This is a genomic window from Nonomuraea sp. bgisy101 (assembly GCF_057708945.1).
The window spans coordinates 85,289-107,645 of record NZ_JBYITD010000035.1; the positions used below are offsets into that span (position 1 = coordinate 85,289).

Annotated in this window: 22 protein-coding genes and 1 riboswitch; of the genes, 11 read left to right on the plus strand and 11 right to left on the minus strand. The window is 71.9% G+C overall.

Annotated features, from left to right (window positions below; translation table 11 throughout):
* Positions 1 to 139: 139 nt before the first annotated feature.
* Positions 140 to 1,477 carry a purine-cytosine permease family protein gene (locus AC3EO4_RS44615; protein ID WP_379582601.1) on the minus strand — a complete coding sequence of 446 codons (1,338 nt, stop codon included), beginning with the start codon at positions 1,475 to 1,477 and terminating at the stop codon, positions 140 to 142.
* Between the two features lie 219 nt (positions 1,478 to 1,696).
* Between AC3EO4_RS44615 and AC3EO4_RS44620 the strand changes: the two genes are divergently transcribed.
* Both AC3EO4_RS44620 and AC3EO4_RS44625 read left to right on the plus strand, forming a co-directional pair.
* Positions 1,697 to 2,053, plus strand: coding sequence for an arsenate reductase family protein (locus tag AC3EO4_RS44620; protein WP_379582603.1), 357 nt, complete (start codon positions 1,697 to 1,699; stop codon positions 2,051 to 2,053).
* A 221-nt stretch (positions 2,054 to 2,274) separates the two neighbouring features.
* Positions 2,275 to 3,555: a BtrH N-terminal domain-containing protein gene (locus AC3EO4_RS44625; protein ID WP_379582605.1), complete on the plus strand. Its 1,281-nt coding sequence runs from the start codon at positions 2,275 to 2,277 to the stop codon at positions 3,553 to 3,555.
* A 40-nt stretch (positions 3,556 to 3,595) separates the two neighbouring features.
* On the opposite strand, the gene AC3EO4_RS44630 is transcribed toward AC3EO4_RS44625, so the two are convergent.
* On the minus strand, positions 3,596 to 4,507 hold the full coding sequence (locus tag AC3EO4_RS44630; RefSeq protein ID WP_431901841.1) for a hypothetical protein: 912 nt from the start codon (positions 4,505 to 4,507) through the stop codon (positions 3,596 to 3,598).
* A gap of 97 nt (positions 4,508 to 4,604) precedes the next feature.
* Positions 4,605 to 4,790: riboswitch (cobalamin riboswitch) on the plus strand.
* A 41-nt stretch (positions 4,791 to 4,831) separates the two neighbouring features.
* Here AC3EO4_RS44630 and AC3EO4_RS44635 point away from each other — a divergent pair.
* On the plus strand, positions 4,832 to 5,593 hold the full coding sequence (locus tag AC3EO4_RS44635) for a (2Fe-2S)-binding protein (RefSeq protein WP_431901844.1): 762 nt from the start codon (positions 4,832 to 4,834) through the stop codon (positions 5,591 to 5,593).
* A 24-nt stretch (positions 5,594 to 5,617) separates the two neighbouring features.
* Here AC3EO4_RS44635 and cobF read toward each other — a convergent pair whose 3' ends face one another.
* Positions 5,618 to 6,376 carry a precorrin-6A synthase (deacetylating) gene (gene cobF / locus AC3EO4_RS44640; protein WP_431901846.1) on the minus strand — a complete coding sequence of 253 codons (759 nt, stop codon included), beginning with the start codon at positions 6,374 to 6,376 and terminating at the stop codon, positions 5,618 to 5,620.
* Positions 6,377 to 6,524: 148 nt separating this feature from the next.
* Here cobF and AC3EO4_RS44645 point away from each other — a divergent pair, with 148 nt between their 5' ends.
* Positions 6,525 to 6,926 (plus strand): hypothetical protein, encoded by a 402-nt coding sequence (locus AC3EO4_RS44645; protein ID WP_379582613.1) that lies wholly within the window; start codon positions 6,525 to 6,527, stop codon positions 6,924 to 6,926.
* Positions 6,927 to 6,943: 17 nt separating this feature from the next.
* Here AC3EO4_RS44645 and AC3EO4_RS44650 read toward each other — a convergent pair whose 3' ends face one another.
* On the minus strand, positions 6,944 to 8,623 hold the full coding sequence (locus AC3EO4_RS44650) for an alpha/beta fold hydrolase (RefSeq protein WP_431901849.1): 1,680 nt from the start codon (positions 8,621 to 8,623) through the stop codon (positions 6,944 to 6,946).
* An 89-nt stretch (positions 8,624 to 8,712) separates the two neighbouring features.
* Positions 8,713 to 9,270: a TetR/AcrR family transcriptional regulator gene (locus AC3EO4_RS44655; protein ID WP_431901852.1), complete on the minus strand. Its 558-nt coding sequence runs from the start codon at positions 9,268 to 9,270 to the stop codon at positions 8,713 to 8,715.
* Between the two features lie 920 nt (positions 9,271 to 10,190).
* Here AC3EO4_RS44655 and AC3EO4_RS44660 point away from each other — a divergent pair.
* Positions 10,191 to 10,499, plus strand: a complete 309-nt coding sequence (locus tag AC3EO4_RS44660) for a hypothetical protein (RefSeq protein WP_379582619.1) — start codon at positions 10,191 to 10,193, stop codon at positions 10,497 to 10,499.
* A gap of 282 nt (positions 10,500 to 10,781) precedes the next feature.
* Positions 10,782 to 12,455, plus strand: coding sequence for a hypothetical protein (locus AC3EO4_RS44665; RefSeq protein ID WP_431901854.1), 1,674 nt, complete (start codon positions 10,782 to 10,784; stop codon positions 12,453 to 12,455).
* 30 nt (positions 12,456 to 12,485) lie between these two features.
* On the opposite strand, the gene AC3EO4_RS44670 is transcribed toward AC3EO4_RS44665, so the two are convergent.
* From AC3EO4_RS44670 to trpM, 4 genes are all read right to left on the minus strand, one after another.
* Positions 12,486 to 13,424 carry a MerR family transcriptional regulator gene (locus AC3EO4_RS44670; protein WP_379582623.1) on the minus strand — a complete coding sequence of 313 codons (939 nt, stop codon included), beginning with the start codon at positions 13,422 to 13,424 and terminating at the stop codon, positions 12,486 to 12,488.
* 242 nt (positions 13,425 to 13,666) lie between these two features.
* Positions 13,667 to 14,482: a tryptophan synthase subunit alpha gene (gene trpA, locus AC3EO4_RS44675; protein WP_379582625.1), complete on the minus strand. Its 816-nt coding sequence runs from the start codon at positions 14,480 to 14,482 to the stop codon at positions 13,667 to 13,669.
* Positions 14,479 to 15,720 (minus strand): tryptophan synthase subunit beta, encoded by a 1,242-nt coding sequence (gene trpB, locus AC3EO4_RS44680; protein ID WP_379582627.1) that lies wholly within the window; start codon positions 15,718 to 15,720, stop codon positions 14,479 to 14,481. The genes trpA and trpB overlap by 4 nt, the downstream gene beginning before the upstream one ends.
* A gap of 276 nt (positions 15,721 to 15,996) precedes the next feature.
* Entirely contained in the window at positions 15,997 to 16,161 is a 165-nt protein-coding gene (gene trpM / locus AC3EO4_RS44685; protein ID WP_379582629.1) for a tryptophan biosynthesis modulator TrpM, read from the minus strand.
* A gap of 240 nt (positions 16,162 to 16,401) precedes the next feature.
* On the opposite strand from trpM, the gene AC3EO4_RS44690 reads away from it, so the two are divergent.
* Entirely contained in the window at positions 16,402 to 16,911 is a 510-nt protein-coding gene (locus AC3EO4_RS44690) for an alpha/beta fold hydrolase (protein WP_431901856.1), read from the plus strand.
* Positions 16,912 to 17,017: 106 nt separating this feature from the next.
* Here AC3EO4_RS44690 and AC3EO4_RS44695 read toward each other — a convergent pair whose 3' ends face one another.
* On the minus strand, positions 17,018 to 18,136 hold the full coding sequence (locus AC3EO4_RS44695) for an ROK family transcriptional regulator (RefSeq protein ID WP_379582633.1): 1,119 nt from the start codon (positions 18,134 to 18,136) through the stop codon (positions 17,018 to 17,020).
* A gap of 57 nt (positions 18,137 to 18,193) precedes the next feature.
* Between AC3EO4_RS44695 and AC3EO4_RS44700 the strand changes: the two genes are divergently transcribed.
* From AC3EO4_RS44700 to AC3EO4_RS44715, 4 genes are read left to right on the plus strand one after another with little or no spacing between them, the layout of a single operon-like run.
* On the plus strand, positions 18,194 to 20,311 hold the full coding sequence (locus tag AC3EO4_RS44700; RefSeq protein WP_431901859.1) for an alpha-galactosidase: 2,118 nt from the start codon (positions 18,194 to 18,196) through the stop codon (positions 20,309 to 20,311).
* 8 nt (positions 20,312 to 20,319) lie between these two features.
* Positions 20,320 to 20,670: a spore germination protein GerW family protein gene (locus AC3EO4_RS44705; RefSeq protein ID WP_379582637.1), complete on the plus strand. Its 351-nt coding sequence runs from the start codon at positions 20,320 to 20,322 to the stop codon at positions 20,668 to 20,670.
* On the plus strand, positions 20,667 to 21,299 hold the full coding sequence (locus tag AC3EO4_RS44710) for a LysE family translocator (protein ID WP_431901861.1): 633 nt from the start codon (positions 20,667 to 20,669) through the stop codon (positions 21,297 to 21,299). The genes AC3EO4_RS44705 and AC3EO4_RS44710 overlap by 4 nt, the downstream gene beginning before the upstream one ends.
* 6 nt (positions 21,300 to 21,305) lie before the next feature.
* The gene (locus tag AC3EO4_RS44715; protein ID WP_431901864.1) at positions 21,306 to 21,971 is read left to right on the plus strand and encodes a YoaK family protein; all 666 of its coding nucleotides are present in this window, start codon (positions 21,306 to 21,308) and stop codon (positions 21,969 to 21,971) included.
* Here AC3EO4_RS44715 and AC3EO4_RS44720 read toward each other — a convergent pair.
* Positions 21,896 to 22,357 (minus strand): hypothetical protein (locus AC3EO4_RS44720; RefSeq protein ID WP_431901866.1); only part of this gene is annotated, 462 nt, incomplete at its 5' end. The genes AC3EO4_RS44715 and AC3EO4_RS44720 overlap by 76 nt on opposite strands.

The following is a 22,357-nucleotide window of genomic DNA, read 5'->3' on the forward strand; positions in this document are numbered from 1 at the left end:
AAAGGGTGCTGGGAGGTGGAGGGGTGCTGGGAGGTTGACGGATGCGGGGAGGTCGAAGGGGGCGGGAAGGCAGAAGGGTGCGGGGAGGTCGAAGAGGGCGGGGGGAACGGCTCGGCGGGAGGGCGGTGCCAGGCGCTGCTCACGCCAGGCGGGCGCTCTCGTCGCGCGGGGCGCCGGTGAGGCCGAGCCTGCCCGCGACCGCGTAGACGGCGAAGGCGACCACGAGGGCGTTCAGCGCGGGGATGCCCCACGCGACGTACTTGCCGACCAGCGCGGAGCCGAGCCAGATGACCAGCGCGGCGGGCGCCCAGCCCGGCGCCGACTCCGGGAGCGTGCCGGAGGCGCGTGAGGCGTCGAGGGCGGGCCGCCATCGGCGGACGACGTAGTACTCGGCGACCATGATGCCGGCGACGGGCGGGATGGCGACGCCGAGCAGGACGAAGAAGTCGATGAGGTGGTCGAGGATGCCCGCGGCGGCCAGGCCGGTGCCGATGACGCCGAGCGCGACGGTGACGGCGGCCCTGTTGGCGTGTCGGCCGAAGGCGACGTGCAGGGTGTTGGTCATGCCGAGGGAGGCGGCGTACAGGTTCCAGTCGTTGATCTTGAGGGTGGCGGTGACCAGGATGACCGTGCCGACCACTCCGGAGGTGGTGGTGACGATGGCGATCACGTCGCCGGTGCGCAGCGCGTGCGCGAGCAGCACGCCGACCAGGGCCACCACGTACTCGCCGAGCGTGATGCCGAGCACGGTCTGCTTCACCACGTCGGCGGCGCTGCGGTTCCACCGGCACATGTCGGGGGAGATGACCGCGCCGACGATGAACCCGCCCGCCACGATGGTGGCGCCCTCGGCCAGGCTCAGGACGGGCCCGGGCGGCGCCGAGGCGGCCAGCGTGCCGAGCGACTGCTTCGACAGCTCGACCGCGATCGCCCACCCTGCCAGGGCGAGGAAGGCGGGGACGGTGATCCACGCGGTCCAGGCCATCCCCGCGAAGCCGTGCACGACGATCGCGGTGACCGCCAGCCCGGCCAGGATGGACCAGACCCACACGGGCGGGCCGCCCAGGATCGCGGCGAGGCCCTGCGCGAGAACGGCCGACTGGACGCCGAACCAGCCGAGCAGGCAGATCGCGATGACCATGCCGACCACGCCCGCGCCGTAGCGGCCGAACCCGGCCCACCTGGCGAGCACGGTCGTCGACAGGCCCTCCCGCATGCCCGCGACGCCGACGGCGATCGCGACGACCTCGAGGATGACGGCGCCGAGCGTGATCGCCAGGACCGCGTCCCAGAAGCCCATCCCCATGCCGAGCGTCGCGCCGAGCAGGAACTGCGAGAGCGCGCTCAGCATGCCGAACCGCTGGACCGCGACCGTCAGCCAGCCGTAACGGGCGGAGACGGGCACCCGCTGGAGCGCGTAGTCGTCGCGGGCCAGGCCCTCGTCGGATAACTCGGTGTTGATCGCCGCATCGGACATCCGATGCCCCTTTCTGCCGGTGGGAATCACGGGGCTCTTGTTGCGACGCTAGATTCACCGACGATCATTGGGAAGAGGCGATGTCGCGCCGCCCGGCCGCGCGGCCCGCCCCGGCCCTGGCGACCGGGAGCTCGAGGAGTGTCGAGGCCGGTGGTGTGGCGCAGGAGCCCGGGGGCTTGCTATACCGGGCAGGTCGCTGAAAGAGAAGGCATTGAGATCATGGAAATCTGGATCAACCCCGACTGCTCCAAGTGCCGGTCCGCGCTCTCCGTCCTGGACGCCGCGGCGGTCGGCTACACCGTGCGCCGCTACCTGGAGGATCCGCCGAAGGAGCACGAGATCCGCGACGTGCTGGTCAAGCTCGGCCTCGAACCGTGGGACATCACCAGGACGGGCGAGGCGCGAGCCGCCGACCTCGGCCTGCACGACTGGCCGCGCGACTCCCGCAGCCGTGACCGGTGGATCAGGGCACTGGCCGAGAACCCGACGCTGATCCAGCGGCCGATCATCACGGCCGACGACGGGTCGGCCGTGGTCGGGCGGACCGAGCAGGCCGTGCGATCGATACTCGGTTAGCGGCATGGTCCGCGGAGCGCGGGTGGGTTATAGTGCGCTGTCGTGGCGGTTCTCTCCCGCCCAACCTCCTGAGCGGATCCCCACGCGACCCGCCGGCCGCGGAGGCAAAGGGGACGCAGGAGCCTCGGGAGCGGCAGTCTGACCGGCTTCGCGACACTTCGCGGCCGCCAAGGGCTGCGGGCGTGGGCCGGGCCCTGGCGATGGCCGCGCGGAGAGTCGTCATGACCAGCAAGAAGCAGCTCAAGGCTCGCATCCGTGAGCGGATGGCCAAGACCGGCGAGAGTTACACCACGGCCCGCACGCACCTGCTCGGCAAGGCCGAGACGCACGCCGACGGCGGCTGGCGGTTCGTCGGCGGGCACCACCCCTCCAGCGCGGCGATCACCGCGATCCTCGCCAACCAGGGCGTCGCCATCAGCGAGCCGCTGGTGTTCCTCGCGGGTGGCGGCATCGGCGCCGGTTACATCCTGTGGGAGTTCCAGCACGACCAGACCCGGCACGTGACCCTGGGCTTTCGCAATCAGTGGCAGTACTACAACCGCTGGATGGACAAGACGCTCACCCGTCTCGGCGTGCCGTACGAGGAGCACACCACCGGCGGCGCCCGCGGGGCCAGTGACAGGCTCGCCGAGGAACTGGACGCCGGGCGGCCGTGCGTGATCCTTCCCGACCGCTATCACATCGGGTACTGGCGGCTGCCCGCCGCGCTGGACGGGCACGGCGGGCATCCCGTGGTCGCCTACCGGCGGGACGAGAACGGGGTGTACATCGACGACAGGGGCCAGGCGACGCTGCTCGTGCCGCGGGACCGCGTCGACGCCGCGCGTGCCAGGGTCGGTTCGTACAAGAACGTGACGCACGTCCTCGGCGACACCGTCTTGGACGAGGCGGCGCTGGCGAGCGCCGCACGAGAAGGGCTGCGAGACTGCGCCGGCCACCTGTCCGCGGCCTCCGACTCGTTCTCGCTGCCCGCGTGGCGCAAGTGGGCGCGGTTGCTGACCGACACCAGGAACGCCAAGGCGTGGCCGAAGGTCTTCGCCGACGGTCGCGGCCTGGCGGGGGCGCTGCTGTCGGTGTGGGAAGGCGTCGAGCCGGTCGGCATGGACGGCGGGAACCTGCGCGACCTGTTCGCCGGCTCGCTGGACGAGGCCGCGGATCTGGTGGGCGAGCCGCGCCTTTCCGGGCTGGCGGGACGGTTCAGGGAGATCCACGCGATGTGGCACGACCTCGCGGAGGCCGCGCTTCCCGCGTCGGTGCCCGAGTTCGCCAGGGCGCGCGAGCTGACCGCGGCGATCAGGGAGAGCGTCCTGGCCGAGGGAAGCGCCGGTGGCGCCCAGGCGGCAGCGGCGGGCGAGGAGCTGTGGAGGCTCAGGGCGCAGGCCGATCGGTCCGCCCCCGCCGGTGATCTGGCCGGTCTCTTCGCCGAACTCGGCACGCGGGTGGGCGCGATCTACCAGGCGGAGTCGGCGGCCATCGCGGAGCTGGCGGCACTCGTGCGCTGACCGGGGCCTCTTCGTCCGCTGAGCCTGTCCGCGGGTGACGTCAGTACCTGACGCGAGTGGCGATGATCTGCATGGCGAACTCCTGCTCCTCCTGCGAGGGCTGCCTCGTCCAGGTCGTGCCCGGGGCCTGCTCGGCCAGCATCCGGCTCAGGGCGGCGCCGAGCACGTCCGAGGGCTTGGCGCCCTGCATCTGCGTCCGGGTGGCGGCGTAGCGGTCGAGCACCCTGGCGTAGTCGACGAGCAGCGTGTTCGTGTAGCGGCTCTTCTCGCCGTCGGCCCGGTTGAGCGCCTCGACGTACTCGGGCTCGGGCTCCTCGAGGACCGCCTTCACGACGTCGAGGCGATCGCGGATCGGCTCGCTCGTGGAAAGGTCGCTCGCCTGGTCGTACATGGCCTGGACGGACTCCGGCGTGTCGCCCGCGAGCACCACGACCATGCCGTAGCCGCTGTCCTCCTCGCCGTACCCGCCTTCGACGCCGTCCACGCCGGGCGCCGACAGGGCGTCGCTCATGGCGTCGCGGAAGCCGTACTTGTCCATGCCGTCGATCTCGCAGGGCAGCCAGTTCTCCCGCAGGTGGAGCACCCCGACGCTCTCGCGGGCGGCGGCCTGGCCGAACAGGTGGCGTACGGCGCCCGCAGGATCGCTCATCGCGGCGGGTCCCATCGCCTTGAAGCGGTCGGCCATGAGGTGCATGGAGATCAGCATCGGCGGGTGATAAAGGCTCAGCACCCCGTGCTCGCCGTGGATGAAGAACGAGCCCACCTCGTTGTCGTAGGCCCCGAGCCCCGCCATGAACGCGATCTCTTCCTCCTCGCTGAGCCGCAGTTCCCACCCCCAAAGGCGGTTGACCTCGAACTGGTCGAAGCTCTCCCCTCTGAGCGGGTCGCGGAAGCGCCACCACAGCGCGACTCCGACGACCACCGCGGCTACCACCCCGAGCGCGATCCACATGGTTCGAGCGCCTTCCTGTTCGGATGCACAGGCGCAGGACCATAACACGATCTTCACTGAGCTATGGGACGGTTTGTCAGAGTCCCGGTCGAGCCGGTGATCGCAGGTGTGCGAGCATGGTCGGCGTAGGCGACGGCGGATCGAGGAAGCCGGTGAGAGTCCGGCGCGGTCCCGCCACTGTGATCGGTGAGCGGATCCCAGCAGGCCACTGCCCGAGTCGGGTGGGAAGGCGGGGACGAGCGTCGAGCCGGGAGCCAGGAGACTCGCGCGGTCGCCTCCTCAGCGGATCGGGGCGGATCTCCCCGGGAGAGGGAGGTGGTCGGCGTGCCGTACCGGCTGCCTGTGCTGCCGGCGGTGATCGCCGGAGCGGTCGCCGACGTGTCCACGATCGGCGGCTTCTTCGAGATGGGAGTCGGGCCGATCGGGCCGGGGTGGCGGCCGCTCGCCGATCTGCCCGTGAGACACCGGATCGACGACGCCGCCGTACGCCTGGGAACCGGCGAGACCAGGGTGGCGGCCTCCCTGCTGTTCCAGGGACTGGCCGCCCGCCTGTGGTCGCCCGTTGTCGGCGTGGCGGTGGCGCACGGCCTGCTCGTCGACGTCGATCCGTCCCAGGTGCACTGGTACCCGACCCCCTCCGGTCCGCTGCCGCTGCGAGCTCAGCGCCTGACCGGACGGCGGGTCGTGGGCACCTCCCTCGCCGAGCCCCTGTACCGCGCCGTGGTGCCCGGGCTGCTGGAGCCGCTCGCCCAGGCCGTCCAGGAGATCGTGAAGATCGCGCCGGGGCTGCTGTGGGGCAACGCGGCCTCCGCCCTCGCAGGCGCCGTCCAGACCCTCACCCGCGGGCGCCCCGAGCTCGCGGGACGCGCCATCGCGCTCGGTCGCGAGTTGCTCGCGCTCGGCGTGCTGCGCGGGAGCGGGGAGCTGGTCGAGCCCGCTCCCGACCGGCCGTTCTTCGTCCGGCGCAGCTGCTGCCTCTACTACCGGGTGCCCGGCGGCGGCATGTGCGGGGACTGCGTCCTGCTCGATCAGATCACGCGCCGCGAGCAGTGGGCGCTGACCATGCGCAGGGGCGGAGGATCCTGATGAGCCACGCCGCCCCGCCGATCGTCACGACGGGAGGACGCGCCGCAGCAGATAGGTGTCCATGATCCAGCCCTTGCGCTCGCGGGCCTGCGCCCGCAGCTCCCGGATGCGGTCGGCGACCTCGGGCACCGGCCCCGACACGAGGATCTCGTCCGGCGTGCCGAGGTAGGCACCCCAGTAGATGTGGTACTCCGCACCCAGGTCGGCGAAGGCGCAGCGCGCGTCGAGCATGACGACGACGTCGTCGGCCGCGACGGGGCCCTCCTGGGCCAGGCGGCGGCCCGTCGTGATGTGCACGGGCCTGGCCACCCTCGTCAGGCTGGTGCGATGCCGGGCCGTCAGCGCGGACACACTGGTGATGCCCGCGACGACCTCGTACTCGAACGCGACCCCTCCCCGCTCGACGACCTCCTCGATCCCGGCCAGCGTGCTGTCGTAGAGCCCAGGGTCGCCCCAGACGAGGATCGCGCCGGTCTCGTCGTCGCCGAGCTCGTCCCGGATGAACGCCTCGTACAGGTCGGCCCGACGCGAGCGCCACTCCTCGACGGCGGCGGCGTAGGCGAGAGTGGTCCTGTCCCGCTCGGGGTCCCGGGCCTCCACCAGCCGGTACGGCTCGCGGGCGTGCTCCTTGATCATGTCCTGGCGGAGCCCGACCAGGTCGTGCTTGGCCTCGCCCTTGTCGAGGATGAAGAAGGCGTCGGTCCTGCCGATGGCCTTGACGGCCTGGAGGGTGAGATGGTCGGGGTCGCCGGCGCCGATGCCGATGATGAGGATTCGCTTCACCCGGGAAAGTCTGCCGCCTCGGCGAATGGCCGGGCTCGCCGGGCCTGACCGAGGACGGCTCGTAGCGCAAAGTCACCGTTCAGCGCCATTGAGTGACGAGATTGTGGTGGGATGGGCTCCGTGCGACCCCCGACGAGAGGCCACCCGCATGCCCCCGATCCGACGCGCAGTCGCGCCGCTCATCGCCGTCCTGCTCCTGAGCGGCTGTGGAGCCGCCACCGGCGCGGCGCGACCCGCCGGTGAGCCGGCCGCGGCGACGCCCACGCCGGCGCCGTTCCTGACCCCGACGCCCGGGACGGGAAGGCCGCTCGGCAAGCGGCCGGCCAGGGACGGGAGCACCGTCTCGCCCAGGCCGGCCAAGAAGGCCCGCATCCCGTCGCCGCGCCCGAAGGCCACGAGGACCGCGCGACCGGCGCACCCCGCGCTCCGGATCGGTGTTCGTCCCGGCTCCTTCTGCTCGCCGCAGGGAGCGTTCGGCAGGAGCGAGGCCGGGACCCTGATGCGCTGCACCGCCCGCGGAGGCGACCCTGCCAGATGGCGGAGGGGCTGAGCCCGCCGTTCGGAAGGTCAGGCGGGCGACGGCGCGAGCAGGCGGCGCGCGACCTCGGCCGGGTGGGTGAGCTGCGGATAGTGGCCCGCTCCCGCGATCTCCGTCACGGGACGGCCGACGGCGGACACCAGCGGATCGTCGGATCCCACGACGATCTCCACGGGGACCGTGACCCTGGCGAGCAGGCGGCGCGACTCCTCGCGTTCGGCGACGGCCGTACGAAGAGCGGCGATGACCCGGCCCGCCACGCCGGGCCTGCGCAGGTCGGCCGCGGCGCTCGCCACGGCGGGCCCCTCGGGCAGGCCCAGCGTCCCGGCCAACCGGGCGGCGGACATCCGGCGCAGCATCGGGACGGCCGCCGCCGACCGGGTGAGCCGCGGGCCCGGTGCCTGCGCGAACGCAGGGGAGACCAGCACGAGCCCGCTGATCCGTTCCGGATGCCGGACGGCGAAGCGGAGCGCGGGACCGCAAGCCAGCGAGTGCGCGACCAGCACCGGCCGGGTGCGGACGGGGCCCATCAGGTCGTCCAGCCATGTGACCGGCGTCTCGTTCGCGGGGATGGGGGAGGAACGGCCCAGGCCGGGCAGGTCGGGGGCCAGGACCTTCCCGGGAAGCCGCGCGGCGAGGGGAGCCCAGAGGTCGGCGTTCATGGGCAGCCCGTGCAGGAGGACGTGGGCCGGGTCGTGGCGTTCGCCGTTCACCCAGGTGCGGCTCCCCGCCACCGGGTGGAAGCCGTACGGTTGGAGCCACGGCTCCCAGGCGCCGAAACGGGCGGCCACCAGGTCGTCGGCCCACCGGCGCAGGGCGTCGGCGACCGGCGGCATCTCCAGCCCCGCGGAGGCGGCGAAGGCGTGGGCGGAGTCCGTCGGGTAGCGGTCGGCCGACAGGAAGGACAGTGTCTCGGGGTCGGCGCCGGTCAGCGCGCGTGGCAGCCGCCGCACCAGACCCACGGGGACGGTACGGCGCGGCGCCCTGACGCCCGTGTGCTCGGCGATCGTGCTGATCAGCTCGGGCAGGAGGGGGGTGGCGTCGTCGAGCACCCAGTACTGGCCCGCCTCCGCCGTCGGCAGCCTCGCCAGGAAACGGGCGAAATAGTCGATCGTGACGACCGGCAGGAAGACGTCGGGCCCGCCGGGAAGCGCGGGCAGCCGTCCCTTCCACAGGTCCTCGACGAACGTGGCCAGGCCGATGTACTGCCCGGGGCCGATCACGGTGCTGGGGTTGGCGATGGACAGCGGGAGACCCAGCTCGCCGGCCCTGGCGCGGACGGCGAGGTCGCCCTCGAGCTTCGACGCCTCGTAGGCGCCCAGCCTGCGGTAGTCGGGGCGCCCGTCGGACGCGCTCACCCGGTAGCCGCTGACGTGCACGAGCCGCCGCAGGCCGGGCAGCGTGGCGGCCCATTCGAGCACGTTGAGCGCCCCTGTGACGTTGGTCGCCCGCGCCTCGTCCACGCCGAGTCCGAACCCGAAGCGGGCGGCGGCGTTGTAGACGTCGCGCGCGTCGGGCAGCCCGGCGAGGGGGCGGGTGATGTCGGCGTGGACGACGGTCAGGCGGCCGGTGTCGATCCCTCGCCTGGTCAGCCACGGGGTGAGGGTGTCGTCGCGGACGGCCGCCGCGACGTGCTGGTTGTCGTTGAGCAGTTCGGCGACGAGTGAGCGGCCGATGAAGCCGGTCGCCCCGAAGACGATGGCGTCCATAGAACTCCCTAATAGATCGGTCTACATATTTTCTGGCCCTGAAAGAGGCCCGCCTCCTTCTCGAGGCGGGCCTGTGCGCGACAGCCCGTTCAGCGCAGCAGCACGGCGATCCGGCGTCGGACGCGGCGCAGCGGCTCCCTGTCGCGATGCGCCCTAGCCAGCAACAGGGCTCCCTCGACCAGGGCCAGGATCGTGACCGCGAGGTCGTCGGCGTCAGGGCGGTCGCCGAGCAGTTCGCGCAGCGCCGCCTCCCAGCCGGTGTAGACCTCCGAGCACACCTCCTGCAGAGGGTCGCTGGTGGCGGCCATCTCCAGTGCCACCGTGGCCACCGGACACCCCTTGCGCCAGCCCGACTCCTCCAGCCGCTCGCCCAGCCAGTCCAGGACCCCCGCGACGAACTCCTCGGCGGATGAGCCGGCGCCGGCCAGCTCTGCCATGGCAGAGCCGATCTCCTGCCCCGCCCGGCGTACCGACTCGCCGACCAGTTGCTCCTTGCCGCCGGGGAAGTGGAAGTAAAGAGAGCCCCTGGGGGCCCCGCTGGCCGCGATCACCTGGTTGAGCCCGGCGCCGAAGTACCCGCCGCCCTCGATCAGCTCCTGGGTCGCGTCCAGCAGCCGTGTCCGCGTCTCGGCGCCCTTCTGTCCCATGAGCACAAAATAGACCGGTCTTCATATTCTGCGCAACCCGCCCACCTCGCCGGGTCCCGGGACGGTCGTCGCCGGGCCTGTCTGGTTGATCCGCACTGGGGGCCAAAAGGGGTGAAAAGGAATTACTGCCGCTATCGATATGGCGGTACGTCCAAGGTCTTTCACACATGTGATCTTTTTGCTTGGCGATAGTGTGATCGACAGACTCCCAGGGGTATCCCGGTGCGTGCCGTCGCTGTCGCAGCGCGGTCGAAACGAGGGTTGTGAGAACCCCCAAGTCACTGGGAAGTCAGATGCCCTTTAGTGGTATGAGGCGGGCCGAAGGCCCGCGTTTTGGCGGTCGGGCATTGGCGTGGGCCGCCACGGCGACGATCGTTCTCACCATGTCGATCCAGGTGGGAAATGCGCATGGCGACACAGTGCGATTCGATCGGGCAGGCATGACGTCCGGCCCCGGAGAATACGCCGGGCGATCGGCCCTGTCGCTCAGGGAGCCGTGCACGGCCGGGCGGTGCGCCCCCTGCGACTGTGGCCGCGGCAGGTGCACATGCCCGCCAGGGCCGAAGGGCCCGCGAGGTCCTGCCGGTCCGAGAGGTCCGAAGGGAGCCACGGGTTCGACCGGTCCGACAGGCCCCAGCGGCGGACCGGTGGGCGCCACCGGGCCCACGGGACCGAGAGGGGCGACAGGCGCCACCGGGCCCGCGGGACCGAGAGGCGCGACGGGCGTCTCCGGTCCCACCGGTCCCACCGGACCACAGGGGGCGACGGGTGCCTCCGGCGAGAGCGGCCCCACAGGTCCGACAGGTCCGACGGGCGCGACGGGGGCATCCGGCGCGTCGGGGGCCTCGGGTGCGACCGGCCCCACAGGTCCCACGGGCCCCAGAGGCGCGACAGGGATGTCGGGCCCGGCGGGGCCGAGCGTGAGCATCGACAGCGCCCAGCGGAGTGACAAGTACTTCACCCTGCTCGTGCCCGCCACCGGAGGACTGTTCGTCCGCGACTCGAGCAAGTCGCCCACGTGGCAGAACCTCACGCCGATCGTTCCCGCCGGCGAGACGGTGATCGCCGCGACCATCGTCGACCAGGGCGAGCCGCCCAGCAACGATGTCCACATCTCCATCCTCACCTCGGACGGACAGGTGTTCCAGTCGGCCTGTGTCGTCACGGGAATGTACACGTGGCCGGGTAACTGCGGGCCCTTCGTGAACAACACGCCGCCGAACAACTGACGGTGAATCAGGATACGACCGCGTCATGACGGGCGCCGCGCCGGAATTCCGGGCGCGGCGCCCGCGCATTCATTACCACGTGGATGCGCGACGCATAGGCGTCGGTGGCGTTCTTCGTTCCTGACGGACAAACGCTCCCCGATATGGTGTGGCCCTATCAGCGTTATTCGTGTCGTTTCAGGGGCGATCGTGGGACCAATATCCGCCACCGTTCGGCCGGCCCATGTCATTCCGCGCACGAAAAGGCCGGCCACGCGTCACCGGTCCTGGGTGTGGGCGATCGTGGCAGGCTGGGCGGCCCAGGCCGTTCTCCGCGTCGTACTCGGTTTCCAGCACGCCAGGCCGCTGCTCATCCCCGACGAGTCCGGCTACCTCCTGGCCGCGCGGCTCCTGTCGGGCGGGGCTGCGAGTGACCTGTCCTGGCGGACGTTCTACCAGGGCGGCTACGCGCTGCTCCTCGCTCCCGCGTACTGGATCAGCGACGACCCGGAGACGGTCTACCGCCTCGTGGTGGTCGTCAACGCCGCGATCGGCGCCGGCCTCGTGCCCCTGGCCTACCTCGCGTTCCGCCGCCTGCGCGTGCCGAGGGGCAGGGCGTACGTCCTCGCCCACGCGACCGCGCTCATCCCCTCAGCGGTCTATTACTCGCAGTTCGCGCTCACCGACGCCGTCCTGCCGGTGATCGTCCTTGGCTGGCTGCTCCTGCTGCACACCTGGCTCACCGGCGGCGGCCGATGGTACGGCGTGGCCGCGGGAGCCGCCGTCGCCTTCGCCTCCAGCACGCACGCCCGCGGCCTCGTCCTCCTCGCCGTGCACGGGTGCCTGCTCGCCTTCGTCGCCGTACGGCACCGCCGTACGACAGGGCGGGGCGTCTGGCTGCCGGGCGCCGTCACGGCAGGCGCGGCGGGCGCCGGGTGGGCGATGAACGCCTGGGTGCGGGAACAGATCTACCCCGGCGGTGTCGCGCCGCTCGGCGAGTGGTTCACCACCCGGCTGAGCAGCCTGGACGGCATGACGTGGACGCTGGCCGTGTCGACGGGCCAGATCTGGCACGCGGTCGTCGCCACCTTCGGACTGGCGGGTCTCGGACTGGTCGCGCTGGTGGCGATCATGCTGCGCAGGGTCACCCCGACGCCCGACCGACTCGTGGCGGGTGCGGCGCTGGCGGCCGTCGCCGGAATCGCCCTGGCCACGTCGGCCGCGCTGCCGAGCGAGGGCACCGTCGCCAACCTCGCCTACGGCAGATATCTCGCCTGCCTGACCCCGGTGCTCCTCATGGCGGGCCTGGTGGTGCTGACCCGCGTCCGCCGCGCGCGGGCGACCAGGGCCGTCCTCGCGACCGTGGGACTGACCCTGCTCGCGACGGCGATCGTACGGTTGCACGCCGGGGAGCGCCTGACCCGTGACTTCTTCGGCATGTTCGACTTTCCGGAGATCTGCTTCATCACCTGGAACTGGGACTCCCTGAGCCTGGTATCGGCCACGTTGGCGGCCGTGTCCGCGCTGGCCGCCGCGACGCTGGTGACGACCGTCATGAGCCGCAGGGGCGGGTTCGCCGTTCTCGTCTCGGCCTGCGTCGTCGCTGAGCTGGTGATCGCCGGGGTGACCGTGTCCAAGGTCACGGCGCCGTGGGGACGTATCCTGACGTTCGCCACCGATCTGGCGCCCGCCGGGCTGCGCGCCGACGACCGGGTGGGCGTCCATTACGCGGGTCTGCACTGGCGGATCTGGGTCTCGCAGGCGTACCAGGTGCGGACCAAGCTCGTCCCGATCGACCCGGACCATCCCGCATGGCTTCCGCCGGACGTGAGCCTCGTCGTGCTTCCCTGGCCGAAGGGCATGGACATCCGGCGCACCTGGCCGGCGGCGCCCTCCGGATGGTGGCCGATCACCGGCAACCGCAACCACACCGGCGACTGGGTGGCCTGGCGCCGCCCGGGCACGCGGGACACGTGAACGAGCGGCACCGGCCACGCGGGCAGATGACTATCCCGGGATGCGGGCGCGCAGGGCCCGGATGAACCAGTCGAGCACCGGCGCCAGGCTCTCAGGGGCGGACCACCCGTTGATCACTGCGAGCAGGTGCAGGTACCGCTCCCTGCGAGGGTCGTCGGCGCTCTCCAGCCGGGTCAGCAGCCTTCGCCGCAGGTCGAGGTCGTCAGGGCAGTCGTAGACGCGCGCGTACTGCGCCGTGACCGCTGTGACGACCGGGTCGGCCTGGGGCGAGACGGGGTCGATACCGGCGGCCAGGGCAGGGCCGGCCTGCTCGCGGACCATCGCGGCGGAGTCGCGGCGCAGGACCGCGGTGTCGCCCTGGGCGAGCTCGGCCGCGAGCTGCTCGGCCATGCGCCGGACGCCGGCGCGAAAATCCGGGTCCTGGGACAGTTCGGCCAGTTCCACCCACGCCTCGACCTGCTCGGCCCTCGGGTTGTCGGGCAGTTCGGGAGTCAGCGAGCGCCTGATCCCCGCGAAGGGGGCTTGCGCGTCCAGGCCGCCGAAGGCGGAGTCGAGGAAATCGCCGATCAGACGTCGGCGCTCGTCCTCGGATAGCTTGGCCAGCTTGTGCATGAGATCCATCTCCTCAGGGGTGGACCCGCGCTTGGCCACCGCGGTCAGCACCGCGCGCCGCAGGCGCAGCGTGCGGATCTGCACCGCCAGGGCGTCGGCGTGCGCTGCGGCGACCTCGGTGAGCGGGACCTCCCGGTCCACGACCTTCCTGATCGTGGGAAGGTCCAGCCCGAGGTCGCGCAGCGTCCGTACGAGGTCCAGGCGTGCGACGGCGTCGATGCCGTACAGGCGGTAGCCGGCGGGGCTGCGGTCGGTCGGCGGCACGATCCCGGTGTCGGAGTAGAACCGAATGGCCTTGACCGTCAGCCCGGTACGCCGGGCCAGGTCGCCGATCGAATAGAGCGTGTCGCCGTCCATGCCCTCACCCTCGCGTCTCCTCCTACAGGAGACTCAAGCCCGTTCGCCCGCAGGCAGCTAACCACAGCTGACGCGCGGCCCGAACCGTCGGCGAGCGTGCTCTCGCGCACGGCTGCCACGCCTTCCCCGGTTCGGGGAAGCGGCGGACCTCGTTGACCGAGATGAACGTGGAAGACCGGTGTCGTCCACGTTCACCCGGCGCGCACAGGGTGCGCTGTCAGCTCGTTCTCGCCGGCCCGCTGCTACCTTTCCCCGCGGACGCCCTGGGCGAGTTCGGCGGTGAGGGCACGGATGGCCGCCAGTCCGGCAGCCTGGTCGGGGGCCTCGAGGAGTGCCGTGACGAAGGCGGAGCCGGCGATCACCCCGTCGGCGAAACCGGCGATCTCGGCAGCGTGCTCGGAGGCGGACACACCGATGCCGACGCAGACCGGGAGGTCGGTCGTGGCTCTGGTGCGCCGTACGAGGTCGTCGGCGGCGGTGCCGACGGTGTCGCGGGCGCCGGTGACGCCCATGCGGGAGGCGGCGTACACGAATCCGGATCCGGCTGCGGTGATCTGCTTCAGTCGTTCGTCCTTGGTGCTGGGCGCGACGACGAAGATGGTGGCCAGGCCCTGCTCGTCGGCGTGTTCGCGCCATGCCGCGGATTCCTGGACGGGGAGGTCGAGCAGGATGCAGCCGGCGCCGCCGGCGTCGGCGAGTTCGGTGGTGAAGCGTTCGATGCCGTAGCGGGCGATCGGATTCCAGTACGACATGACCAGGACGGGCTTGCCCGTGGCGGCGTGCGCCTGCTGGACGGTGCGGATGACGTCGGCGATTTTCAGGCCGCCGCGCAGAGCGATGTCGTCGGCGGTCTGGATGACCGGGCCGTCCAGGACCGGATCGCTGTGCGGCAGTCCGACCTCGACGATGTCGGCGCCGGACTCAAGGACCGTCTTGACCGCTGCGATGCCGCCGTCGACAGTCGGGAAACCGGCCGGGAGGTAGGCGATGAGCGCGGCTCGGCCCTCGGCCCTGGTCCGGGCGAAGGTGTCGGTCAACAGCTGGATGTTGCCACTCACTTCGACTCCCCGTCGGTCTCGTACAGCCCGAAGTGGCGGGCGGCGGTGTCCATGTCCTTGTCGCCGCGGCCGGACAGGTTGACCAGGATCAGTCCGTCCTCGCCGAGCTCCCTGCCGACGTCGAGGGCTCCGGCGAGGGCGTGGGCGCTCTCGATCGCCGGGATGATCCCCTCGGTGCGCGACAGGAGCAGGAACGCCTGCATCGCCTGGTCATCGGTGACCGGGACGTATTCGGCACGGCCGAGGTCGTTGAGGTAGGCGTGCTCGGGGCCGATGCCCGGGTAGTCCAGCCCGGCGGAGATCGAGTGCGGCTCGGTGATCTGGCCCTCCTCGTCCTGCAGCACGTAGGAGCGGGAGCCGTGCAGGATGCCGGGCTCGCCCGCCGACAGCGTCGCCGCGTGCTTCCCGGTCTCGACGCCATGCCCGGCGGCCTCGCAGCCGACCAGGCGCACACTGCTGTCGGAGAGGAATCCGTGGAACAGGCCGAGGGCGTTGGACCCGCCGCCGACGCACGCGATCGCCGCGTCAGGCAGGCGGCCGGTGCGGTCCAGGATCTGGCGGCGGGCCTCGACGCCGATGACGCGCTGGAAGTCGCGGACCATGGCCGGGAACGGGTGCGGGCCGGCCGCGGTGCCGAACAGGTAGTGGGTGGACCCGACGTTGGCGACCCAGTCCCGGAACGCCTCGTTGATGGCGTCCTTGAGTGTGCGAGACCCCGACGTGACCGGGACGACGGTCGCGCCGAGCATGCGCATCCGGGCGACGTTCAGCGCCTGGCGCCGCATGTCGATCTCGCCCATGTAGATGACGCATTCGAGGCCGAACAGCGCGCAGGCGGTGGCCGTCGCGACACCGTGCGACCCGGCACCGGTCTCCGCGATCACCCGCGGCTTACCCATCCGCCTGGCGAGCAGGGCCTGCCCGAGCACGTTGTTGACCTTGTGAGAGCCCGTGTGGTTCAGATCCTCCCGCTTGAGGAACACCCGGGCGCCGCCGGCGTGCTCGGCGAACCGCGGCACCTCGGTCAGAGCACTCGGCCGCCCGGTGTAGTCGACGAGCAGAGCCCCGAACTCGGCGACGAATTCCGGATCCGTCTTCGCCTTCTCATACTCGACGGCGACCTCATCCACCGCGGCGACGAGCGCCTCCGGGATGAACGTGCCGCCGAACGCGCCGAAATAGCCCTCAGCGTCAGGGGCGCGGCCCTCAGGGGCCGGGATGAACGATTCGCTGGACATGCGACAGCTCCTACGCCGGGGCGGACGCCCCGGATATCTGGCTAACGGTGATCACGGATCGCGTCTCCGCGCAGATGGGCGAGCGCCGCCCAGCCCCTTCCGCCAGACCTGCGGCCGGCCGGCACCAGCGAGCCAGGGCGACTCCCGACGCGCTCGACGAACGGCACGAGACCGGGTGCAGCACCCGGAGGCCGAGCAGGAGATGACCCAGGAAACGGCAGGTGAGAGAACAAGCCGGTCAGGGGAAGAGGCGGGGCGGAGGAGAAGTGATCTCCCTCAGCGGCCCTGCGCCATGCGCGGCGCGCGAAGCCATCGCATCCCGTTGACCTGACCAGGATCGGAGCCGATCACAAACCGGACCCGTCGGCCACGCACCCGCCGCGCAGGCGCCCGGCAGCCACGAGGGCGGCAACCAGGGCCGAGACGGGCGGCAACAGACATGCCCGCAGCATACCCCTTCTGCCCCAGGACAACACCGGCCCCTCCTGCCTCAGGCTCTCGCCGCAGCAGAGTCCGGAATCACGCGGGAGACCGCTCCTGGCCGAGATCCTGACCTGGATCACCGCACGCGGCGATGGGTGCCGGTTCTCACCACGCGGTGCGGCCGCCTGCCCGTGGGGAGAGAACCCGCGCCTACGGCGTCTCGACGGTGCCGGTGGGCGCGGTGTCGCGTGTCCGGCGTTGGGCGTCGACCGGCTCGCCCTGATCACCCCGAGCATCAAGGCCGTCGGCATCGCGATCACCTCAGAGGACCACCGCGAGATCGCACGGCTCCGCAGGTCCGAGCCGTGGTTCACGGCAGGGCTCGCGGCCTTCGAGGCGATCGTCGCCGGCGCGGACACCCAGGACGACTGGCAGGCCGTCGCCCCCTTCTTCTACGGCCGGTGGGATGCGACCGCCAGGGCGCACCAGGCGGCTGAAGGTGGCCAGCGGAACGAGGTCGCGGCCGCGGCGTTCGCCGCCGAGGGCGCGTTCGATCCCGACGCCACCCGTGCGGCGCTCGCCATGTTCGCCGCGCCGGTGCTGCTGCTGTCCGGTGCACTCGACTGGGCCCTCGGCCCGCGTCCCGCGGCCGCGTACGCCGGGCTCTTCCCCGACGCCGAGCTCGTCGTCCAGGCGGGCGGCGGGCACTACCCCTGGCTCGACGACGCCGACCGGTTCGCGGCGACCGTCGCGGCGTTCCTGCGCTGACGACCTCGGCCGTCCTGCCCTCCCGTGAAGGAGGGCGCCGGCTTGCCCGCCGGCCCGCCGCGAAGAGCCCTTTGACCTGGGGCAGAAGGCAGGAAAGGTCCCGCGGTCACGGAACGCCGAGGTCGTGGCGGAGTGCCACGACCGCCGCTCCCCGAGCCCACTCGGTGAACGCGAACGGTTGCACGCGCACCTCGACCGGTTCGCTCGTCCAGTGGGTGTGCTCGCCCAGCGCCGCCTCGAACGCCGGCGCGCACACCTCGTGCATGTGCACCGTCTCGCCGGACAGCACCACCACCTCGGGCCCGATCAGGTTGGCGATCGTCGCCACGATCCGCCCGAGCGCCAGCCCGGCCTCGTCGAAGATCCGCCGCGCCACCAGGTCGCCCGACCGGGCCAGGCCGAGAGCCTGGTCGAAGGTCAGCAGCGGACGGTCGAGCGCCGCCCTCGCCGACCGCCTGATGGACGGGGCGGCGACGTACGCGCGGGCGCACCCGCGGTGCCCTCGCTCGCAGATGGGTCCGCTGCCGTCGATGCTCAGGTGGCCGATCTGCCCGCTGACCCCCGCCGTCCCCGCCACCAGCCGGTCGTCGACGACGATCCCGCAGCCGAGCCCTTCGCCCACGGTGACCAGCGCGAACGTCCGGTGGCCCGCGGCCGCGCCGAACCAGTGGACGGCGGCCGTCAGCGCCCGCACGTCGTTCTCCAGTACGGCCGGCAGCCCCGTCGCCTCGCTGACGAGGGAGGCCAGCGGGACGCCGTGCCAGCCCAGGAAGGGGGAGCGGTGGACGACCGCGTCCGTCCGCGACGCCGTACCGGCCAGGCTGACGCCCACGGCGGCGGGCGGATCGCCGGCGGACACGGCGGCGACGGCGGCGGCGATCCGGTCGACCACGTACGCCACGTCGTGCCCGTCGAGCGGCAGGCGCACCTCGGCGGTGACCGCGGCGCCGAGGTCGGTGCGCACCGCGAACAGCTCGGTGCCGGTGAGCTTGATCCCGGCGTAGGCGCGGCGCCCGTGATCGACCCGCAGCGGCACGGAAGGCCGGCCGGGGACGCCCGAGGGGCCCGGCTCCTCCACCAGGTACCCCGATTGAAGCAGCGGCCTGGTGAGCTTGGTCAGCACCGAGGGGGACAGCTCGAGCCGTCTGGCCACCTCCGCCCTGGACAGCGGTCCGTGCAGGAGCAGTTCGACGAAGACCGCCCGCGCCGCGGGAGAGAGATTCATGGAGTGAACAAACTTCCCCTCTGGCGATGAAGGATACGATCTGCTGTCATTGGGTTTGTGTCTAGTGTGAATATACTCTCGGTGGGCGACAGGGCCTGGGCGGCCGTCACGAAGACCTCGGCTTTCGTCTTCGGCGTCGAGGCTGCGGGCGAGGACACCCGCGTCGTGCAGTGGTACTGGGGGCCGAGGCTGCCGGAGGCGGCGCTCGCCGAGGTCGTCGGGCAGGTGCCGCGGCGGACCGGCTCAGGCTTCCACGACCCCCGCGACGTGGACGAGCTGCTGCCCGTCGAGGGCGGCCGGCGTTGGGGGGTTCCGTCGCTGCAGGCCGCCTACGCCGGTGGGGTCCGCTCGGTGGAGCTGTCGTTCGTCGAGGCCGTACTGTCGGACACGGAGATCGAACTGGTGCTGCGCGACCCGCTGGGGCTGCGGGTCGGCGTGCACGTGAAGGTGGTGTCCGAGGTCGTCGAGCGGTGGGTCAGCGTCGCCAACGAGGGCCCGCACGCCGTACGGCTCGGCAGGCTCGACTCGGGCAGCTGGGCGATCCCCGAGCAGGCGGGTTACCGCTACACCGGCGTGGCCGGCGCCTGGGCACAGGAGACGCAGCTGCACAGGGCCGAGCTGGCCGTCGGCGAGACCACGTTCACCAGCAGGACGGGCACGACCTCGCACCGCGCCAACCCGTGGATCATGATCGACGCCGGCGACGCGACCGAGGAGCGGGGCGAGGTGTGGACGGTGGCGCTGGCGTGGAGCGGCTCGTGGCGGCTGACCGCGCAGCGCCGTCCCGAGGGCGACGTCGCCGTCACCGCCGGATTCGGCCACGACGGCCCCTCGTGGCCCCTGGACCCAGGAGAGACGCTGGTCACGCCGTCGGCGCTGGGCCTGTACAGCGACGGCGGGTTCGGCGCTGCCAGCAGGGCGTGGCACGACTACGCGCGCCACCACGTCCTGCCGACGCCGTTCGAGGAGCGGCCGGTCCTCTACAACTCCTGGGAGGCCACCTGGTTCGACGTGAACGAGGAGGGGCAGATCGACCTCGCCCGCAGGGCCGCGGAGCTGGGTGTGGAGCTGTTCGTGGTCGACGACGGCTGGTTCGGCTCCCGCACCGACGACAGGCGCGGCCTCGGCGACTGGTGGCCCAACCCCGACCGCTTCCCGCAGGGCCTGTCCAAGCTCTTCGACACCGTTCGCGAGCTCGGCATGCGGGCCGGCCTGTGGGTCGAGCCCGAGATGGTCAACCCCGACAGTGACCTCTACCGCGAGCATCCGGACTGGGTGCTGCACTATCCAGGCCGCCGCCGCGACACCCTCCGCAACCAGCTCGTGCTCAACTACGGCAGGGCCGATGTGCGCGAGTGGGCGATCGGCTGGCTGTCGGGGCTGGTGTCGGACTACGGGCTCGACTACTTCAAGTGGGACATGAACCGCAGCTTCACCCAGGCAGGCTGGGCCGAGGCGGGGGAGCGGGCCGACCTGCTGTGGATCGAGCACACCCGCGGCGTCTACGCGGTCATGGACACCCTGCGCGAGCGCCACCCGCGGCTGCGCATCGAGTCGTGCTCGGGCGGCGGCGGCCGGATCGACTTCGGCATCCTGCGCCGCACGGACGAGGTGTGGACCTCCGACAACACCGACGCCCGCGACCGCCAGGCCATCCAGGACGGCTACTCCTACCTCTACCCGGCGAGCGCGATGTCAGCGTGGGTCACCGACAGCCCCAACCCGCACACCAGGCGCGAGGTGCCGCTGGCCTACCGTTTCCACGTGGCCATGGCGGGGGCGCTCGGCGTCGGCGGCGATCTCGCCAGGTGGTCGCCCGCCGAGCTCGAGCAGGCGCGCGAGCTGATCGACGCCTACAAGGCGGTGCGGCCCGCCATCCAGCACGGCCGCCAGCACCGCCTGGCGGGGACGCCGGGCGTGACGGCCTCGGCCGTGCAGTACGTCCATGAGGACACCGTGGTCGTGCTCGCCTACAACCCGTTCGCGCTGTCCAAGCACCCTCCTCGCAGGGTACGGCTCGCGGGGCTCGACCCCGAGGCCGTCTACGAGGACGCCGCGGGCGAGCGCCGGCACGGGCAGACGCTCATGTCGCACGGCCTGGCCCTGCCCACCTGGTCTACGGAGGGAAGTGACTACCGCAGCGAAATGGTGGTGCTGCGCCGTCTCGGGATATAGATGATCCCATGGACATCATGAGCCTGATGGAGAAGACCAAGGACGGCGCCAGCGTCCAACGCGTCTTCGGCGAACCGGTGACGCGCGGCGACGTGACCGTCATTCCGGTGGCGAGGATCGCCCAGGGCGGCGGAGGCGGCGGGGGCAAGCAGGAGGGCGAGCGCCCGAGCCAGGGCTCGGGCGGCGGTTACGGCCTGGGCGCCACGCCCGCAGGCGTGTACGTCATCAAGAACGGCGAGGTCACCTGGCGGCCCGCGGTCGACGTGAACCGCATCGTGATCGGCGGCCAGATCGTGGCCGTCGTGCTGCTGCTCACGATCAGGTCCATCGTCAGGCACCGGCGGAAGGCGCGGCGTTGACCTCCCTCACGCAGGTCGTGGCCTTCGGCGGCGTCGTCATGCTGGGCGCGATGTCGCCGGGCCCGGACTTCGCGGTCGTGGTGCGCAGGTCGGCGGTCTCGGGCCGCGGGTACGGCATGGCGTCCGCGGCGGGCATCGCGGTGGGCGTCTTCGCCTGGGTGGTGGCCGCCGCCACCGGTGTCGCGGCGCTGCTGGCGGCGTCGGCGATGGCGTTCACGGTGGTGAAGGTCGTCGGCGCCGCCTACCTGTTCTACCTCGGGGCGAAGGCGCTGCGCTCGGCGGTCAAGGGCGGCTCGCTCCGGCTCGATGTGCCCGACCCCGGCAGGCGGAGCGCGTGGGCGGCCTTCAGCGAAGGGCTGCTGACCAACGCGCTCAACCCCAAGGCCGCGCTGTTCTTCGTGGCGCTGGTGCCCCAGTTCGTCTCCGCAGGAGCCGCGCCCTCCGAAACGATGCTGCTGTCGGCGATCGCGTTGGTGGGTACCGCCGTGTGGTTCGTGGCGGTGGCCAACCTGGTGGGCGCGCTGCGCAGGCTCTTCGCCAGGTCGGCGGTGCGCAGGACGATCGACGGGCTCACCGGCGCGGCGCTGATCGTCCTCGGTGTGCGGCTGGCCGCCTCGAGCAGGCCGTAGGCTCCCGTGCTCACGCGCGTCGCGGGATGGCTCCTGCCGGGGGACACCAACAAGCACAGGCACCTGCCGGCGCTGCTCATCCCGCTGACGTTGGTCACCGGCCTCGTCGACGCCGTCAGCTTCCTGGGGTTGAACAGGGTCTTCGTCGCCAACATGACGGGCAACGTGGTCTTCGTCGGCTTCGCGCTGGCGGGAGATCGGGAACTGTCGCTGTGGTCGTCGCTGCTGGCCATCACCACGTTCATGGTCGGCGCGTGGACGGCGGCGCGGCTGATCGCGCGCTCGGACGTGGAAAGGGCCTTCACCCCCGTCACGGCCGTCCACGCGACGCTCGTCGCGACGGCGCTGGTGGTCGCGTCGATCTTCGGCCATCGGAACATCGGCGCGCAGATCGCGCTCATCTCGCTGCTCGCCTGCGGCATGGGGATGCAGAACGCGGTGGTCCGCAAGCTGGCCGTCCCCGACATGACGACCACGGTCCTCACGATCGCCATAACGGGGCTGGCCGGCGACCCCCCTGGAGCCGCCGGCAGACGCCGGCTCGTGTCAGTGTTCGGGATGTGCGCGGGCGCGCTGTGCGGCGGCCTGCTCCACTTTCACCTGGGCCCGCCCGCCGCGCTGGCGCTCGCGCTGGTGCTGCTGCTGGCCGTCGTGGTGTTCGCCCGGGGATGAGCTCGGGGGATCATCGCGTCGCATTCGGCGATCGCGCCGACCAGGAGCTCGCGAAGGATCGCGTCGGGATCGGCCACACAGGCCTGCGCGATGCCCACGACGGACAGCTGCACCGCGTTCGGCGCCGCGTACCTGCGGAATCCCTTGTCGGTGATCTTCGCGGCCCGGCTGAAGCGCCTGGCCGAGTCGGCGGCGTGCGGCGCCTGGGCGAACGCCCATCTGCTGCGCGCCTCCAGCTCCGCCGGACGGCCGTCCAGCCTGGCGAGCATCTCCTCGGCGGCCAGAACGGAGACGGCCAGCGCGAGCTGCCGCTCGGCGGCGGCGATCGGCAGCGCGGTGGTCGCGGCGCGCAGGGCCAGCCTGGCGTCGATCCGAAGGTCGTCACC

Bases quoted from the DNA above. Each gene is read 5' to 3' on its own strand.
- AC3EO4_RS44615 (WP_379582601.1), bottom strand. From the start codon at position 1,477: ATGTCCGATGCGGCGATCAACACCGAGTTATCCGACGAGGGCCTGGCC.
- AC3EO4_RS44620 (WP_379582603.1), top strand. From the start codon at position 1,697: ATGGAAATCTGGATCAACCCCGACTGCTCCAAGTGCCGGTCCGCGCTC.
- AC3EO4_RS44625 (WP_379582605.1), top strand. From the start codon at position 2,275: ATGACCAGCAAGAAGCAGCTCAAGGCTCGCATCCGTGAGCGGATGGCC.
- AC3EO4_RS44630 (WP_431901841.1), bottom strand. From the start codon at position 4,507: ATGTGGATCGCGCTCGGGGTGGTAGCCGCGGTGGTCGTCGGAGTCGCG.
- AC3EO4_RS44645 (WP_379582613.1), top strand. From the start codon at position 6,525: ATGCCCCCGATCCGACGCGCAGTCGCGCCGCTCATCGCCGTCCTGCTC.
- AC3EO4_RS44650 (WP_431901849.1), bottom strand. From the start codon at position 8,623: ATGGACGCCATCGTCTTCGGGGCGACCGGCTTCATCGGCCGCTCACTC.
- AC3EO4_RS44655 (WP_431901852.1), bottom strand. From the start codon at position 9,270: ATGGGACAGAAGGGCGCCGAGACGCGGACACGGCTGCTGGACGCGACC.
- AC3EO4_RS44670 (WP_379582623.1), bottom strand. From the start codon at position 13,424: ATGGACGGCGACACGCTCTATTCGATCGGCGACCTGGCCCGGCGTACC.
- trpB (WP_379582627.1), bottom strand. From the start codon at position 15,720: ATGTCCAGCGAATCGTTCATCCCGGCCCCTGAGGGCCGCGCCCCTGAC.
- trpM (WP_379582629.1), bottom strand. From the start codon at position 16,161: ATGTCTGTTGCCGCCCGTCTCGGCCCTGGTTGCCGCCCTCGTGGCTGC.
- AC3EO4_RS44695 (WP_379582633.1), bottom strand. From the start codon at position 18,136: ATGAATCTCTCTCCCGCGGCGCGGGCGGTCTTCGTCGAACTGCTCCTG.
- AC3EO4_RS44705 (WP_379582637.1), top strand. From the start codon at position 20,320: ATGGACATCATGAGCCTGATGGAGAAGACCAAGGACGGCGCCAGCGTC.